This window comes from Roseospira goensis, assembly GCF_014197795.1.
In the GTDB taxonomy this organism is placed as follows: Bacteria; Pseudomonadota; Alphaproteobacteria; order Rhodospirillales; family Rhodospirillaceae; genus Rhodospira; species Rhodospira goensis.
In genome coordinates this window covers 38359-54618 of record NZ_JACIGI010000003.1, presented here as the reverse complement: position 1 = coordinate 54618, position 16260 = coordinate 38359, and the positions used below count along the sequence as shown (strand labels likewise).

The window sequence follows — 16260 nt, the reverse complement described above, 5'->3', positions numbered from 1 at the left end:
GGAGGGCGACCGTGACACGACCGGGGAGCGGTCGGCGCCCACTCCCCGGCCGGTCGGTGTCGCGGTGATCAGTTGCCCATCTTTGCCTTGCGGGCCTCGATGACGCTGACGTAGGCGTCGTGGCCGATCGGGTCGATGTCCTTGATCTCGCCGGCCATGAACTGGTACGCGCATTCGGCGTCGGTGTTGACGAGGTCGTCGATCATTGCCGTGACCTTCTCCTTCACGTCCGCCGGCAGGCTCTTGCGTAGCACGATCGGCCCCTCGGGGATCACGTTGGAGCGCCAGATCTCGACCAGCTCGGTCATGTCGACAAGGCCGGCGTCCACGGCCTTGCGGAAGGCGCCGCTGTTGAAGCCGTCCTCCCACTCGCCCAGGCCGTCGGCCCAGGTGACGCCGGCGTCGTAGTCGCCGTTGTACACACCGACGATGGTCTGCTCATGGCCACCCGAGAAGACCACGTCGCCGAAGTATTCGCCGGGTTCCATGGCGTAGCCGGCCTGCGGGATCTCGATGGACGGGATGAGGTAGCCCGAGGTGGAGTTCGGGTCGCCGAAGGCGAACACCTTGCCCTCCATGTCCTCCAGCGCCGTGATGCCGCTGTCGGCGCGGGCGAAGCCGATCGAGTGGTAGCCGTAGCTGCCGTCGGTGTTGATCTTCACCAGCACGGGCTCGACCGCCTCCGGGTCCTCCAGGTAGGTCTTGGCGTAGCCCGAGGCGCCCAGCCAGGCCAGGTCGAGGTTGCCGCCGATCAGACCCTCGATCACGCCGTTGTAGTCGGCCGGCGCGAACAGCTTGGTCTCGACCCCCAGCAGGTCTTCGATCTTGGTGCGCAGGCATTCGTTGGAGCGCAGGCGGTCCGAGGCGTTCTCGCCGCCCATGATGCCGATGCGGAACTCGTCGATGGTCGCGTCCTGGGCGACGGCGGACGCCGGCACCAGGGCGGTGGTGGCCAGCAGAACGGCGGTCGACGCGGCGGCCGCCTTCAGGGACAGGGTCAGGGTCACGGGAGCCTCCTTGGAAGTCTCGACGGGGTTCGGAGGAAGCGGTCCCGCGTCGCGCTGCCCGGGACCGCGTGGAAGAGGGGTCAGGCGCCGGCCTCGGCCGCGCGCAGGTAGGCGACCTCGGCCGCGCGCCGGTCGTCGGGCTCCAGCACGGTCGAGGTCACGCCTTCGTTGAACGAGTCGTCTGCGCCGTAGATGTCGCGGGCCACGTCCGTGGTCACGGCGTGCGCCGGGCCGTCGTAGACGATCGCGCCGTCGCGCATGCCGATGACGCGGTCACAGTAGGTGCGGGCGGTGTCCAGGGTGTGCAGATTGCAGATGACCGTGAGGCCGTCGCGCTCGTGGATCTGGCGCAGGGAGTCCATCACGACCTGGGCGCTCATCGGATCCAGCGAGGCGATGGGCTCGTCCGCCAGGATCATGCGCGGGTCCTGGGTCAGCGCGCGGGCGATCGCGACACGCTGTTGCTGTCCGCCCGACAGGTCCTCGGCCCGCTTCAGGGCTTGGTCGGCGATGCCGAGCCGCTCCAGGGCATGCAGGCCGCGGGCGATGTCCTCGCGGCCGAACACCTTGAGCAGGCTGCGCAGGGTGCCGTGACGGTTCAGGCGCCCCAGCATGACGTTGGTCAGCACGTCCAGGCGCGGCACCAGATTGAACTGCTGAAAGATCATCGCGCAGTCGCGCTGCCAGGCATGACGGGCGGCGCCGCGCAACGCCAGGATATCGCGACCGTCGATCAGGATGCTGCCCGATGTCGCCGGCGTCAGGTGGTTGATCATGCGCAGCAGGGTCGACTTGCCGGCACCGGAGCGTCCGATCACGCCAATCATCTGCGCGCCCGGAACGTCGAAGCTGGCCGATTTGACGGCCATGACGGATCCGAATGTCTTGTTGAGGTCGATGACGCGCATGCCTGTCCTCGAGTCTGTCCGGGTCGCGGGCGAGCAGTCGAGGAGCGGCGCGAACCCGACGCCTCCCGACCGCCGCGAGACTAGCAAGGCGCCTCTGAAAATAAAGACTGGGCAGAAGGCGTGACCGTAACTTCATGCTCCCGACACGAACGTGAAACCGTCGTGTAACGCGTCGGTCATACAATTGTCATGGCCACCACGACTTGCCGTACTGTATTCCGGCGTATAGTACCGGCCTTTTCATGCCCCTTTGCTTCGCGTATCGCCGGAGAGCATCATGGAGACCGACAGGAGGCCCACGCCGATGACGTTGTCCGAAACACCCACCGTCGACGCCACGGCACGGCTTCACGACTGCGTCTTGGGCCGATGGACGGAGGTGCAGGCGCGGGTCACCCTGAGCGGCGTCACGCTGGGCGACTACAGCTACATCTGTAACGACGGCCAGGCCGACCACACGACCATCGGGAAGTTCTGTTCCATCGCCGCCCACTGTCGCCTCAATCCGGGCAATCATCCGATGCAGCGGGCCACCCAGCACCATGTCACCTACCGCGCCGACCAGTACGGCCTGGGGGCGGCGGAGGCGGCGTTCTTCGCCTGGCGGCGGGCATCGCCCGTGACCATCGGGCACGACGTGTGGATCGGGCACGGCGTGACCGTGCTGCCGGGGGTGGCCGTGGGTGACGGGGCCGTGCTGGCCGCGGGCGCGGTGGTCTCCCGCGATGTGCCGGCCTACACCATCGTGGCCGGTGTTCCCGCCCGGCCCGTGCGTCGCCGCTTTTCGGAGGATATCGCCGCCGCCCTGGCGCGCATCCGCTGGTGGGACTGGTCGCACGATGCCCTTGGCGCGGCGCTGGACGACTTCCGGCACCTGGAGATCGCGGCCTTCTGCGCCAAGTACGACCCGGGCCGCTGAGGACGGCGCCGGCCGCGGCCTAGGGCAGCGACGCTTTCAAGGGATTCCCTTTGAAAGCAAATGTCGCTGCACAAAACACTGTTTCTAGTGCACTTTCGATCCAGACAAAAGAATGCAGGTTGCATCTTTTGTCTGGATCGAAAGTGCACTAGCGCCGATCGCTCGAAATCGGAACCACCGGGGTGGGGCCGATTTCGAGCGTGACTCGGCGCGATCTGTTGGTTTCAGAGCGGAACGCCCGAATTCGAAATCACCATGCGAGTCCGTATTCGGGCGTTCCGCTCTACGCCGGGGCCGGCCGGACGGGCAGGGTGGCGATGGTGCGGCGCAGGTCGTCCCCCAGCCGATACGACAGGTCGTGGGGGTGGATGGCGATCCGCAGGGGGGTGCGCCAGGCCCGGGCGTGGCCGCGATTGAGCGCGTTCCAGAGCCGCACGGGCCAGACCCGCGCGACCGTATCGGCCTCGAAGCCCACCATGGGCACCGGCCGCCAACGTCCCGTCGCGGCGTCGATGAGGCCGGTGAAGACCTCGTACCGCGCGAAGGGCAGGGTGGCGAGCCGGTCCCGCGGGATCGCCCCCAGCGCCCAGGCCGGCGGGACGTACAGGCGGGGCGCGGGCAGGTCGTGGGCGGCAAACCAGGCGTGGCAGCGGGCGATCAGGTCGGCGATGCCGTCACCGTCGAGGGCCAGGTGCTCCGCCACGTCGCGCGAGATCAAGAGGCTGTGCAGCCGGTGCCACGGTCCCCGGATGCGGTCGGCGCGATGCCGCCAGCCGTGCCCGGCGAGCCGGTGCCCGGCACGGCTCCAGTCGCGCAGCGTGGCCAGGTCGGACGCCGGCCAGTCCAGGCCCGGCACGACCAGCAGATCGACCGGTCCGGCGCCGGCACGGTCGAGCAGATCCAGCAGCGTCGCGACCTGGGGCAGGGTGGCCGGCATCACGTCGTGGATCGAGACCAGAACGGGCGCCGGGACGCGCCCGGTCGTGGTCGGCTCCGGATCTGGGGCCGCGTCATGCATCGGTGGTATCGGGCGTGGCGTCGGGCGTGGCATGGGCGGCCAGGACGTTCAGCCAACCCTGGATGGCCCATGCGTTCATCTCGCGGGCGCCGTCGGCGCCCAGGGCGGCCTTGCGGCGGCGGATGGTGGGATCCAGGCTGGCGACCCGGGCCAGCGCATGGGCGACCGTCTCGCCGTCGCCGATCCGGAATAGGGCGCGGTCGAGCATCGGCCATTCCGTGATGCCGCATTGGGCCGACACCAGCACGTTGCGCCCGCGGGCCAGGGCCTCCAGGGCGATGGTGCCGAGGGACTCGACGTGCGACGGCAGCACCAGCACGTCGGTGGCGTCCAGCAGCGCCGGCAAGTGGCTGCGCGGCAGCCAGCCCGGAAGCGTCAGGTTCGGCAGCGCGTGGGCCTGATCCTCCAGGCTTGCGCGCATCGGCCCGTCGCCGACGATGGTGAACGCGATGTCCGGGAGTGCGCGCGCGGCATCGACCACCGCCTGCACGTTCTTCTCCGGGGCCAGCCGACCCGCGAACAGCACCCGGCTCACGCCGTCCGGGAGGGGCAGGGGGGCCGGGTCGATGAACGAGCGCGGAATCGGCGTGCCCATCAGGTCGACGCTGGCCGCGCCCAGGTCGCGGGCCGCATCCGCCATGGCGTGGGAGTTCGCCAGCACCACGGCGCCGCGGTCGAACAGGAAGCGATTGGCCATGCGCATGTAGGAGCGCGGGATCATGCCCAGGGTGGTGCTCCAGTACAGATCGGCCAGCCGCTCGTAGTGCGTATGGAAGCCCACCACCAGGGCCGCACCCAGGCTGCCCGCCATGCGCGCCCCCAGCAGGCCCCAGGGGCCCGGTGTCGGGACCACGATGGCATGCGGGCGCAGGTCGAGGAGCCGGCGGCGCACGGTCACGAGGTTGGGGAGGGACAGCTTCTGCGTGGAGTCGCCGGGCAGGGGCAGGGCCACGCTGCCAAGGCTGCCGTCGCCGCCCGGCCCCAGCACCGCCACAGCCGCCACGTGGTCGCGCAGGTGCTCGGCCAGATCGCTGTAATAGGCGCCGACGCCGTTGCGTTCGGCCACCGCGTCCGAGATCACGGCGATCCGCCAGGCGGTTCGGTCGCCGGCCTGCTCTCCGGTGCGATCGGCGCGCGGCGGTCCCTGGGGCGAGGATACGTTCGACATGGTCACGATCCCTGCTGTCCCGCGAGCGCCGACGGGGCGGGCGCGGCCCCGCGGCGTCCCGTCGGATGATGTGGCGCATCGGCCCCGCGGTCCGGACTCTGAGTCCCGCTAGCGGGTCCGTTACGATCCTGAACCGGCGCGAAGGTTGCCGCAATGGCCGTCTCGTCCAACCCGAACGCGTTGGCCGTGTAGCGATGACGCGAGCGGTAGGCCCGCGCCGCCGCGGCCTCTTCGGCCAGGGCGTCCGCGAAGGTCGGATCCAGGGGCAAGTCGAGCGTGCGGTAGACGCCCTGCACCGTTCCCGCCAGGTCTTCCTTCAGGCTGTTCATGTCCAGGGTGACGTGGCGGGGGCCGCCGCCGGCCGGCAGGGTGCGTGCCAGGTTGGCGTAGTAGAACCGCAGCAGTTCGGTCATGCGCGGCGTGAACACCTGGTTCTCCGGGTCGCTCGCGAACAGCCGAACACCGCCCTGGATCGCGGAGAGCTGCGACGGCACCACCGCCCGCGCGTCGCGGTCGCAGCGGATGAACATGCCGTCGGGGAAGGTGGTGGCCAGACTCCCGGCCAGCCCGGCAAACGCCGCGTTCTTCGACAGCAGGCGCCGGTCCGCGCCGTGCACGTAGAGATGCCGTTGCAGCAGACCCCGATAGAAGGCCATCAAGCGGTCGCGTTCGCCCGCCGGCATGTCGCGGTCCGCGGTGCCCAGGCGCCACAGCGGCGCGGCAGCGGGGAAGGGCACCACCAGGATGAAACAGGCCATGGCCGGCAGCAGCGCGAGGTAGTCCTCCTCGGGGGCCGACAGGTCCATGGCGTGGACATCGTCCAAGGTGCCGAACACGCCCCGTTCGAGCGCGGCCAGCAAGCGGCCGCAGGGACGGCCGACCGCTCGGTCGACGCGGGCCAGCCCCCGAATCACCATGCGCTGGGTGATCGACGGGGCCAGCAGGCATTCCCAGGTCCGGAAGGTGGTCAGGTTGGGATCCCGGGACAGCACCCGATGCAGCAACGTGGTCCCGCTGCGCGGCACGCCGAGCACGAACAGCGGCGCCCGCACCGGGACGCGGCGGTACCCCGGGAACAGCACCTCGTCCAGCAGCAGAGCGACCCAGTGGCCGACCTGCACCAGGGTGAACAGGGGCAGGAAGCCGAGCATCACCACCACTCGCCGCGCGGACGGCCAGCGCCGCCCGGCGGGCGCACGCAGGGCGGCCCGCACCACGGCGCCATAACGCGTCAGGCTGTCAGCCATCAAACCGAGCACACGCAACCTCGCACGGGTCATAGCGGGTCGTGCCCCTCCGGTCGAGGGGCGGAGAACCCCCCTCTCTAGGAGCGTCGCGGTCGTGGGGGCAAATGACCGTTCTGGGTCACTGCGACGCCCCCGCCCTCGCGCGCGAGTGTAGCGCGCCGGGCACCCGGCGGGCCAGGGGTCGGGCAGGCGGCCGCCGCCGCGTCGCCTATCCGGACCGCTTATTGGCGCGCGCGGCGGCGCAGCGATCCAGGAAGGCCCGATCGAGCGGGTCGACGGCCCCGAAGCGGTCGGGCCGGAAGGCCGACAGGTCCCAGGGCGGTTCCGCGCCCACCGCCAACGCTGCGGCCGCGCGGCCGACACCGCCGCTGGTGGCGATGCCGGCGCCGGAACAGCCGGTGACGGCCACGAAGCCCTCGATCTCCGGCCAAGGCCCGATGACGAACTGCCCGTCCGGGGTATAGGCCGACGCGGCGGCAATATAATGCGCCACCGGCACGTCGCCGAGGCCGTCCCAGAACGACCGGAAGCCCTTCAGGGCGTCGTTGAGCGACTCCCAGCCGGCATCATCGTGGCCGAACGCGAAACCGGACGGGTCCGGTGGGTAGTCGCGTGGATCCGCGGCCACGCACACCCGGTCACGGAAGCCGTACAGCAGGCCGCCGACCTCGGGGCGGGCGTAGAACCGGCCGTCGGGCGCGAACACCATCACCTGGTCGCGCGGGAACAGGGTCTCGTTCGGCGCGGTGATCCAGTAATGGCTCCGCACCGGGGCCAGCGGCAGGCGGGCGCCGGACCACAGGCCGACCAGCGCCGACCAGGGACCGGCGGCGCACACCACGGTGGCGCAGGCGATGCGCCCGGCGGTGGTCTCGACGCCGACCACCCGGCGCCCCGCGCGCAGGATGCCGGTGACCTCCACACCCTGGCACAGGGTGGCGCCATGCCGTCGGGCCGCCTGGGCATAGGCCATGCCGAGCTTGTAAGGGTCAATGAAGCCGTCGTCGGGAAAGAAGGCATAGGCCCGGTCGGCATCGGGCCTCAGCCACGGCACCATCGCGGCCACCGTGTCGGAATCCGGATGCTCGACCCGGTCCCCCTCGGCCCGCGCCGCCGTCACCTGGGCGTCCTGGGTCGCCCGCGTGGCCTCCGATGTCGCGATATGGAGCGCGCCGACCCGATGGAGTTGCAGGTCCTCGCCAAGCTGCGCCTCCAGGCTCTCGATGGCGGCATAGGTCTCGCAGACCATGGCCCGCAGGGTGGCGGTCGAGCGGGCGCGCGGCATCAGGGCCGCGCCGCGGCTGGTGGTGGCGGCGGACAGGCTCTCGCGCTCCAGCACCACAACGTCGGCACCGTGGTACCGGCACAGGGCCTCGGCGGTGGCCGATCCCCAGATGCCGCCGCCGATGACCACCACGTCCGCCGTGGACGGCACGACCGCACCACTCATGGCGTTTCTCCGCGGGCCAGATGCGCCTCGACGGCGTCGATAACCTCCGGCAGGTCGGCCACGCCGGGAATAGTGAAATGGGCGCCGGCCCGGGTCAGGCGGTCGGCCGCCGCCAACCGACGGGCGGCCCGGTCCTCCGGTGTCAAAGCCTCCAGTTCCGCCAGCGACAGGCCCATCTCGCTGCCCGTCTCGGTGACGGCGACGCTCCAGACGCCGGCGTTCAGGCCTTCCTCGACGTCGGCCACGGTATCGCCGACCTTCACCACCGCGGCCGGCGGCCACGCGTCGAGCGCGGTCATGGCCTGGAACAGCAGACCAGGCGCGGGCCGGCCCCGTCCGGCGATGTCGTCGGCGCAAACGGTCACATCGGGCGCATAGCCTTGCGCCTCGGCGCGGGGGGCCACGGCGGCCATGATCGCGCGCGTATAGCCGGTGGTGGCCCCGATGCGGACGCCGCGGGCGCGCAGGGCGGCCGCGGCGTCGGCCGCGCCCGGGATCAGATCGGCATGGGCCCCGGCGGTGGCGACCTGGCGCGGGATGAAATCGGCGTACACCGCCTGGACCTCGTTTTCGTCGAACGGGCGGCCCCGGGCTGCCTGCCAGCGTTCGGCCACCGCCGGCAGGGCGCCGATGTCGCGCACATGGTCCAGTTTCGCACGGCCCATGGGTCCGCGGGCCTCGGCTTCGCTGATCGCGACCCCGAAGGCCGCAAAGGCCTCCCGAAACGCGCTCGTGGGGGCGAGGCTGCCGTGATCGACCATGGTGCCGGCCCAATCGAACACGCAGGCCACGACCGGCCCGCGGTAACTGCGACGATAGACGAACGATGCGGTCATGCCGCGAAACTCTCCTCGGATACGGATGGGAATCGGGATGGGGGCGGGGTGGGGCGCGGCCGCGGTCGGGCCTTGCAGCCAACCGGCATTCCAGCGCCGGGCAGAGGGTAGCGGCGCGCCGGCATGGTGCAAATCAAGGTTCGGTGAAAAGGTTCGGTGAAACCGCGTTACAGCCGACAGCCGCTCGTTTCGTTGCGTCACCGATCCCGCGGTTGTCGGCCGCTAAGACCGTCGTTGCGGATCAAGGTTTTCCAGGGCGCCGTCGGTCTATTTGTCGCATAATGTATATTATGAATAGAACGATATCGAGCGCGACGGTGGGGTGGATGGGCCGGGCCGTCAGGCCGACGGGACCTCCAGCACCATGCCGTCATAGGCCGGCTCGGCACCGGCCGGCAGCACCCGCACCAGGGCGTCGTAGTCCAGACCCAGCCCCAAATGCGTCAGCACAAGGCGGCGCGGTCCGACCCGGTTCGCCCACTCCAGCACGCGCTCCACATGGGCATGGGTCGGATGCGGCTCCCAGCCGATACAGCCCACCACCCAGGTATCGACGCCCGCGAGGGCCGCGAACGCGTCGTCATCGAGATGGACCACGTCGGTGCTGTAGGCGAAGCCGTCGCCGAACCGGAAGCCCAGCGTGGTCATGACCTTGTGATCCTGGGCGAACGGCGTGATCGGTAGCCCGGCGACCTCGAACGGCCCGTCGATCCGATGCGGCACCAGCAGCGGCTTGAAGATCCAGCGGACCCCCTCCGGCTGCGGCGTGATGGCGTAGTGGAAGCGTTTCTCCAACACCGCCAGGGTCTCGGCGTCGGCGTAGACGTCCAGCGGACCGCCCATGGCCCGGTTGACCTCGCGCAGGTCGTCGAGACCGTGCAGATGGTCGGCATGGGCGTGGGTATAGAGGACTGCGGACAGGGCGTTCGTTCCGGCATCCAGCAACTGGTCGCGCAAGTCCGGCGCCGTGTCGACCAGGATCGGCGCCGGCGCCGGGGTGTCGCCCGGCCCGGCCGGCGATACCAGGATCGACGCGCGGCGGCGTCGGTTGCGGGGATTGGCGGGGTCGCAGCGGCCCCAGCCGGTGGCGATGCTGGGAACGCCCGGCGCGGCCCCGCAGCCGAGGATGGTGACGCGCAGAGGGGTGGTCATGCGCCGGGGCTTATTCCGCCGCCGCGGCGGCGGGACGCCGTGCCTTGGTGAACAGCCGGAAAAAGGTGTCTGTCGTCGCGGCCGCCAGGTCGGCTGGCGGGATCCCCTTCACCTGGGCCACCACGTCCGCGGTGAACGCGGTAAAGGCCGGCTCGTTGCGCTTGCCGCGCTTCGGGACCGGCGCCAGGTACGGGGCGTCAGTTTCCACTAGTAGATGGCTCAGCGGGATCTCGCGGACGGTCTCGCGCAGGGCATCGGCCTTCTTGAAGGTCACGATCCCGGAGATGGAGATCATCAGACCGAGGGCGACGGCCCTGTGGGCCAGCTCGGGACCGGAACTGAAGCAGTGGATCAGGCCGGGAAACGGTCCCGCCCGGTGTTCTTCCTCCAGGATGCGGATCATGTCCGCATCGGCATCCCGGGTATGGATGACGACCGGCAGCCCGGTGTCCCGGGCGGCGCGGATGTGTTCCCGGAAGCTGCGCTCCTGGGCATCGCGCGGGCTGTGCTCATAGAAGAAGTCCAGCCCGGTCTCGCCGAAGCCGATGACCTTCGGATCGCGCGCCAGCGCCATCAGAGTCTCCGCCGAGGTCTCGGGCTCGCTGCCCGCCTCGTGCGGGTGGATACCGACCGTACAGTCCACGGTCTCGAACCGGCGCGCCACCGCCAGCACCTGCTCGAACCGCGTCACATGGGTGCAGATGGTCAGCATATGGCCGACGCCGGCCCGATGGGCGCGTGCCACCACTTCGTCGAGATCATCGGCGAGGTCGGGGAAGTCCAGATGGCAATGGCTGTCCACCAGCATGTTTGCTCTCGCTTCGTTCAGGAGGCCGCGTCGTCCTCGACGTAGCGCGGGAAGACGCCTTGCGGCTTCGGCAGTGGTGAGCCGGGCGTCAGGGCGCCGCCCTCGCCCAGGGCCTCGAATCCGCGGGCGTCGGCGGCCACGCCGAGCTGATCCAGCATGCGCGCCGCGGAGTCCGGCACCACCGGCTGCACCAGGATGGCGACATGGCGGATGGTTTCCGCCAAGACGTACAATACGGTCGCCATGCGCCCCGGGTCGGTCTTGCGCAGCGCCCACGGCGCCTGGCGGTCGACATAGGCATTGGCCGCGCGGACGACAACCCAGACGGCCTCCAGCGCCTCGTGGAAGGCCTGGCGGTCGACCGCCGCCCGCACCTGCGGGAGCAGACCGTACGCCTGCGCCAGCAGCACCGTGTCGTCCTCGGTGAGCGGCCCCGGCGTGGGCACGGACCCGCCGCAGTTCTTCGCGATCATGGACAGCACGCGCTGGGCCAGATTGCCCAGATCGTTGGCCAGGTCGCCGTTCATACGGCCGACCATGGCCCGGTGCGAGAAGTCCCCATCATTGCCGAACGGCACCTCACGCAGCAGGAAGTAACGCACCGGGTCGAGGCCATAGCGGTCCACCAGGTCGTAGGGGTCGATGACGTTGCCCAGCGACTTGGAGATCTTCTGCCCCTCGTTGGTCCACCAGCCGTGGGCGAACACCCGCTTGGGCGGCTCCAGCCCGGCGGCCATCAGGAACGCCGGCCAGTAGACGGCGTGGAAGCGCAGAATGTCCTTGCCGACCATGTGCAGGTCCGCCGGCCAGTGGGTGGCATATTCACCCGTCTCAGTCTCCGGGTAGCCCACGGCGGTGATGTAGTTCGTGAGGGCGTCCAGCCACACGTACATGATGTGCGCGTCATCGCCCGGCACCGGCACGCCCCATTGGAACGTCGTGCGCGACACTGACAGGTCGTTCAGGCCGCCGCGCACGAAGCTCATGACCTCGTTGCGCCGGCTCTCGGGCGCCACGAAGTCCGGGCGGCGCGCGTACAGATCCAGCAGGGGCTCCGCCCACTTGGACAGCCGGAAGAAGTAGCTCGGCTCCTCGACCCAGTCCACCTCGGCGCCGCTGGGCGCCCGCCGCACGCCGTCGGGACCGACCGTCAGTTCGTCTTCGCCGTAGAACGCCTCGTCGCGCACGGCGTACCAGCCGGCATAGCTGCCCAGGTAGATCTCGTCGCGCGCCACCAGCTCCTGCCACAGCGCCTGACAGGCCCGGGCATGCCGCGCCTCGGTGGTGCGGATGAAGTCGTCATTGGAGAAGTTCAGGGCCTTGGCCAGGTCCCGGAAGTTGCCCGAGACCATGTCGGTGAAGGCCTGCGGGTCCATGCCGCGGGCCTGGGCCGACTTCTCCACCTTCTGGCCGTGCTCGTCGGTGCCGGTCAGGAACTTGACGTCGAACCCGTCGAGGCGCTTGAAGCGCGCCATCACGTCGCACGCCAGCGTCGTGTAGGCATGCCCGATGTGCGGGCTGTCGTTCACGTAGTAGATCGGCGTCGTGATGTAGAACGGGGGGCGGCCCGACATGGGGGACATGCTCCGGCGCTGAACGGTGGAACGGGCCGGAACGGTCCGGGGGCGTCGATCCGCGCCGTCAGGCGCGGGCGGCGGCCCGCTCGATCAGCAGCAGGACGGCCAGCACGGCCTGTTTGCGGTCCAGATTGACGGCCTCGGTCCGGCCCAGCAGGTGGACCGTCTTTTCCCATACCGCGACCCACCGATCAAGGGGCGCCGCCCGGCACAACCGGGTCATGAGGGCGCGGTCCTCGGCGGCCGTCTCGCCGTCCGCCGCCCCCTGCCCGGTCGCGCCGAAGCGCGCCAGGCCCGCCAGCCACCCGGGCAGAAGATCGCGCAGGAGCTGCCAGGCGGCATCGTCGCGCGCCACGGCATCACCCAGGGCATGGCAGCGCGCCACATCCATGTGCGGCGCCTGCCCCAGCACCGCCAGCAGCTCGCCATGCAGGTCGAGCCCGCCCTGCCGCGCCAGGCCCAACGCCCGGCCGATGCTGCCACCGGCGAGCCGGACCAGGGTTGCCCGGGCCGACTCGTCCAGGTCGGGCCGGTAGTGCATCAGCAGGTCCGTCATCACGTCGGGCGCCAGCGGCCGCAGGGTCAGGCGGCGGCAGCGCGAGGCGATCGTGGACGGCAACCGGGCCGGATTGTGGGCCACCAGCAGCAAAATGGCCCGGCGCGGCGGCTCTTCCAGGACCTTCAGGACCGCGTTGGCGGCGTTGCGGTTCATCTCGTCGGCGGCGTCGATCACCACCACCCGCCAACCGCCCTCGGCCGGGGTCAAGGACAGGAACGCCCCCAGGCCGCGCACGCTGTCCACGCCGATCTCGCCGCGCCGGCGCGGCTCCCGGCCCGCGCCCAGGGCGGCGGCGGCCTCGGTCTCGTCGACGGGTGCGCGCTGGATCACCCGCAGATCGGCGTGGCTGGCGGCCTGGACGCGGTGGAACACCGGGTGGTCCGGGGCCATCGTCAGACTGGTCGGTGCCGGCGTGGCGTCGCCGAACAGGCCGGGGCCGTCGCCCCCCTGCCCGGCTCCGCCTCCGTCGGCCAGGACGAAGCGGGCCATGCGGAACGCCAGCGTCGCCTTGCCGATGCCGCGTGGACCGGAGATCAGCCACGCGTGGCTCATGCGCCCGCCGGTCCAGGCCCGCAGCACCTCGCCCTCGGCCGCCGCCTGGCCGGCCAGGTGCGGATTGGCCCGCGGGGCCGGATCGAGGTCGGCCGGATCGAGGGTGCGGCCCCTGCCCCGCGACGACGCGCGCGCCATCCGGGCCTCAGTCCGCCACCGGGCCGTCGGCGCCCTCGACCGCGTCGGCATCGGCGGACCACTCGGCCATGCGCGCCTCTACGGCCGCCAGAATCCGGCCCTCTACGGTTTCCTCATCGCCGGCCGCGCTGATCATCGCGCACCGCTCGGGTTCACGCGCGACGATGTCGATGAACCCCATGTGGACGCGGTGGTGATAGCCGATGTCCAGGTGTTCGAACCGGGTTTCGGCACCACGGGCTTTGGCGCGCTCCAGCCCGACCTGGGGATCGAGGTCGAGGACCAGGGTCAGGTCGGGACCGAAGGGTCCGACGGCCAGGTCATAGAGCTGCTCCAGGGTCGCCGGATCGACGCCGTGACCGAACCCCTGGTAGGCCAGCGTGGAGTCCGCGAAGCGGTCGCACACCACCCAGTCGCCCCGCGCCAGCGCCGGCCGGATGGTGGTGGCGAGATGGTCGCGCCGCGCCGCCGACAGGATCAGCGCCTCGCTCATGGCATCCCAGCACTCCGCGGGGGCCTCCAGCAGCACGGCGCGCAGCAACTCGGCGCCGGGCGAGCCCCCGGGCTCCCGGGTCTCGACCACGCTCAGGCCGCGCCGACGCAGCGCCTGCGCCAGCCGGCGCGCCTGGGTCGACTTGCCGGTGCCCTCGCCGCCCTCCAGGGTGATGAACCGTCCTCGCCCGCTCACCGGGATCCTCCGTTGCCTCGCTTGCCCTGCCCGTCTACCGGCGGGCTGCTGCCCCCGCTAGGACGCGCCCTGCGCCGCCGCCTCGTCGCTCTCCGGCGTCGCGTCCGGCAGCGCCAGGCCGAGCACGATGTGGCGCAGCGCCGCGAACATGCGATTGACCATGCCCATGCGCTCCACGCTGGTGCCGGCCTGCAAGGGGAACTGCAAGGGCTGCATGTCGGGCGCCTCGATCACCAGGGTGGCGATCTCGTCGCCGCGCGCGATCGGCGCCGGGATCGGACCGTCGTACCGCACCATCACCGTCATCGTCCGCCGCGCGTTCCGCGGCAGCGTCACGGTCAGACCGTCCGGCAGAACCAGCGGCACCGCCGCCGTCTGTCCGAGCCAGACCTCGGCCTCCGTGACGGTGGCCCCCGGCTTGAACATCTCGACGTTCTCGAAGGTCCGGAACCCCCAGGACATCAGCCGGTCGGCTTCTTCGGTCCGGGCACGCGTGCTGTCCAGGCCGTTGAGGACCAGGATCAGGCGCCGCCCGTTGCGCTTGGCCGAGGCCGTGAGCCCGTAGCCGGCCACGCTGGTGTGGCCGGTCTTGAGCCCGTCGGCGCCGATGTTCTTATAAAGCAGCGGGTTGCGGTTGTGCTGGGTGATGCCGTTGTAGGTGAACTCCTTCTCCGAGTAGTACGGGTAGTACTCGGGGAAATCGGTGATGATGCGCTTGGCCAGCGTCGCCAGATCGCGGGCCGTCATCACGTGCTCGGGATGGGGCAACCCGGTGGAGTTCCGGAACACGCTGTCGGTCAGGCCGATCTCGCGCGCGCGCCGATTCATCGCCTCCGCGAACGCCTCCTCGGTGCCGGCCAGATGCTCGGCCACCACGATGCAGGCATCGTTGCCGGACTGGACGATGATGCCGCGCAGCAGGTCCTCCAGGCGCACGGACGTGTTCGGCTCCAGGAACATCGTCGACCCGCCGCTGGCCGCTCCACCGGTCCGCCAGGCGTTCTCGCTGACGGTGAAGGTGTCGTCCAGCGACAGCCGTCCGGCCTTGAGCTGCTCGAACACCATGAACACGGTCATGAGCTTGCTCATGGAGGACGGCGGCATCGGCGTGTCGGAGTCCTTCTCCAGCATCACCGTGCCGGTGTCGAAGTCCACCAGCAATGCCTCGCGGGCGGTGGTCTCAATGGCCCGGGCCGGCGTCGCGACGACAACGGCGGCCATGACGAGGACGACGGCGACCATCCGTGCGGCCCCCGCAGACCACGCCGGCAGAACCCCACGCCGAACCTGAAAAAACATAGGCAACCCACTGACTTTTTTGTAAAAAGCCGGCCTATTACGTCGCCCGTGACGTGTCTCAGCGACCGATCAGCCGGGCCTCAGGATAGCCCGAGGCCTGCACCGCCTGCAACAGACGGGCGGCCGCGCGGCCGTCGGGCAACGGGCCGATGCGGACCCGCACGAGATCGCGCCCGTCGCGGGTCACGGGCGCCAGGTGCGCCGGCGCGACCGACGCCAGATCAGAGACGACGCGCCGGGCGTTGCGCGAGTCGGAGAATGCGCCGGCCTGAATGAACCAGCCGTCGACCGCCGGGGCGCCGGTCGGCACGAAGCCGGGATCGGCGGACGCGATGCGAACCGCGCCCGGTCCCGCGCCGGTCAGGCCGTCGCGCAGGGCGAGGCTCTCCTCGGCCAGGATCCGAATCCGGACCCGGGCCGTGCCCTGGTGCCGGAACCCGAGCAGGTCGGCGGCCTTCTTGGAGACGTCGATGATCCGGTTGTCCGCAAAGGGGCCGCGATCGTTGACCCGCACGGTCACGCGACGACCGTTCTCCAGGTTCGTCACCTGCACGACGGACGGCATCGGCAGGGTCGGGTGCGCCGCCGTCATGGCGTTCTGGTCGAAGCGTTCGCCGTTGGCGGTCCTGCGGCCATGGAACTTCGGTCCGTACCACGAGGCCACCCCGACCTCGTCGTAGGCGAAGTCCTCGGCCGGCGTATAGCGGCGGCCCCCGATCTCATAGGGCGCGCCGACCTTGTAGGACCCCTCGCGTTGTGGATCCGGACTGACCGCCGCGGCAACCGACTTGGCGGTGTCCACCGTCAGGGTGGTCTCGGCACAGCCCCCCAGACCCAGAAGTCCGGCCAGCATCACGGTTCCGACCGCAACGGCGCGTCGTGTCATGGGTCGTCCGCCTCCTTGCATCCCGCGCCCTGGATCCCGCGCGGCATC

At 70.5% G+C, this 16260-nt stretch carries 15 protein-coding genes; 1 reads left to right on the top strand and 14 read right to left on the bottom strand.

Going from position 1 to position 16260, the window contains the following annotated elements; translation table 11 throughout:
• Positions 1-68: 68 nt before the first annotated feature.
• Together phnD and phnC are read right to left on the bottom strand one after the other, a co-directional pair.
• Positions 69-1007, bottom strand: a complete 939-nt coding sequence (gene phnD / locus GGD88_RS02275; protein WP_221236958.1) for a phosphonate ABC transporter substrate-binding protein — start codon at positions 1005-1007, stop codon at positions 69-71.
• An 80-nt stretch (positions 1008-1087) separates the two neighbouring features.
• Positions 1088-1915: a phosphonate ABC transporter ATP-binding protein gene (gene phnC / locus GGD88_RS02270; RefSeq protein ID WP_184431309.1), complete on the bottom strand. Its 828-nt coding sequence runs from the start codon at positions 1913-1915 to the stop codon at positions 1088-1090.
• Positions 1916-2219: 304 nt separating this feature from the next.
• Here phnC and GGD88_RS02265 point away from each other — a divergent pair, with 304 nt between their 5' ends.
• Positions 2220-2834 (top strand): DapH/DapD/GlmU-related protein, encoded by a 615-nt coding sequence (locus GGD88_RS02265; RefSeq protein ID WP_246423511.1) that lies wholly within the window; start codon positions 2220-2222, stop codon positions 2832-2834.
• A 283-nt stretch (positions 2835-3117) separates the two neighbouring features.
• Here GGD88_RS02265 and GGD88_RS02260 read toward each other — a convergent pair whose 3' ends face one another.
• From GGD88_RS02260 to GGD88_RS19070, 12 genes are all read right to left on the bottom strand, one after another.
• On the bottom strand, positions 3118-3852 hold the full coding sequence (locus GGD88_RS02260; protein ID WP_184431305.1) for a polysaccharide deacetylase family protein: 735 nt from the start codon (positions 3850-3852) through the stop codon (positions 3118-3120).
• Positions 3845-5020 carry a glycosyltransferase gene (locus GGD88_RS02255; RefSeq protein WP_184431303.1) on the bottom strand — a complete coding sequence of 392 codons (1176 nt, stop codon included), beginning with the start codon at positions 5018-5020 and terminating at the stop codon, positions 3845-3847. Before GGD88_RS02255 ends, GGD88_RS02260 begins: the two co-directional genes overlap by 8 nt.
• A 2-nt stretch (positions 5021-5022) precedes the next feature.
• A complete protein-coding gene (locus tag GGD88_RS02250) occupies positions 5023-6267 on the bottom strand; it encodes a sulfotransferase (protein WP_184431301.1) in 1245 nt (414 codons plus the stop codon).
• A gap of 208 nt (positions 6268-6475) precedes the next feature.
• Positions 6476-7717: an NAD(P)/FAD-dependent oxidoreductase gene (locus tag GGD88_RS02245; RefSeq protein ID WP_184431299.1), complete on the bottom strand. Its 1242-nt coding sequence runs from the start codon at positions 7715-7717 to the stop codon at positions 6476-6478.
• Positions 7714-8553 (bottom strand): phosphonoacetaldehyde hydrolase, encoded by an 840-nt coding sequence (gene phnX / locus GGD88_RS02240; protein ID WP_184431297.1) that lies wholly within the window; start codon positions 8551-8553, stop codon positions 7714-7716. Before phnX ends, GGD88_RS02245 begins: the two co-directional genes overlap by 4 nt.
• 339 nt (positions 8554-8892) lie before the next feature.
• Entirely contained in the window at positions 8893-9705 is an 813-nt protein-coding gene (locus GGD88_RS02235) for an MBL fold metallo-hydrolase (protein ID WP_184431295.1), read from the bottom strand.
• Between the two features lie 10 nt (positions 9706-9715).
• Positions 9716-10513, bottom strand: a complete 798-nt coding sequence (locus GGD88_RS02230) for a TatD family hydrolase (RefSeq protein ID WP_184431293.1) — start codon at positions 10511-10513, stop codon at positions 9716-9718.
• Between the two features lie 17 nt (positions 10514-10530).
• A complete protein-coding gene (gene metG, locus GGD88_RS02225; RefSeq protein WP_184431291.1) occupies positions 10531-12087 on the bottom strand; it encodes a methionine--tRNA ligase in 1557 nt (518 codons plus the stop codon).
• 67 nt (positions 12088-12154) lie between these two features.
• Entirely contained in the window at positions 12155-13339 is a 1185-nt protein-coding gene (locus tag GGD88_RS02220) for a DNA polymerase III subunit delta' (RefSeq protein WP_184431289.1), read from the bottom strand.
• Between the two features lie 7 nt (positions 13340-13346).
• Positions 13347-14027, bottom strand: coding sequence for a dTMP kinase (gene tmk / locus GGD88_RS02215; RefSeq protein WP_343056205.1), 681 nt, complete (start codon positions 14025-14027; stop codon positions 13347-13349).
• Between the two features lie 57 nt (positions 14028-14084).
• Complete coding sequence (locus GGD88_RS02210; RefSeq protein WP_184431287.1) at positions 14085-15269, bottom strand: D-alanyl-D-alanine carboxypeptidase family protein; 1185 nt, start codon at positions 15267-15269, stop codon at positions 14085-14087.
• 115 nt (positions 15270-15384) lie between these two features.
• A complete protein-coding gene (locus GGD88_RS19070) occupies positions 15385-16212 on the bottom strand; it encodes a septal ring lytic transglycosylase RlpA family protein (RefSeq protein WP_281392773.1) in 828 nt (275 codons plus the stop codon).
• Positions 16213-16260: the final 48 nt, after the last annotated feature.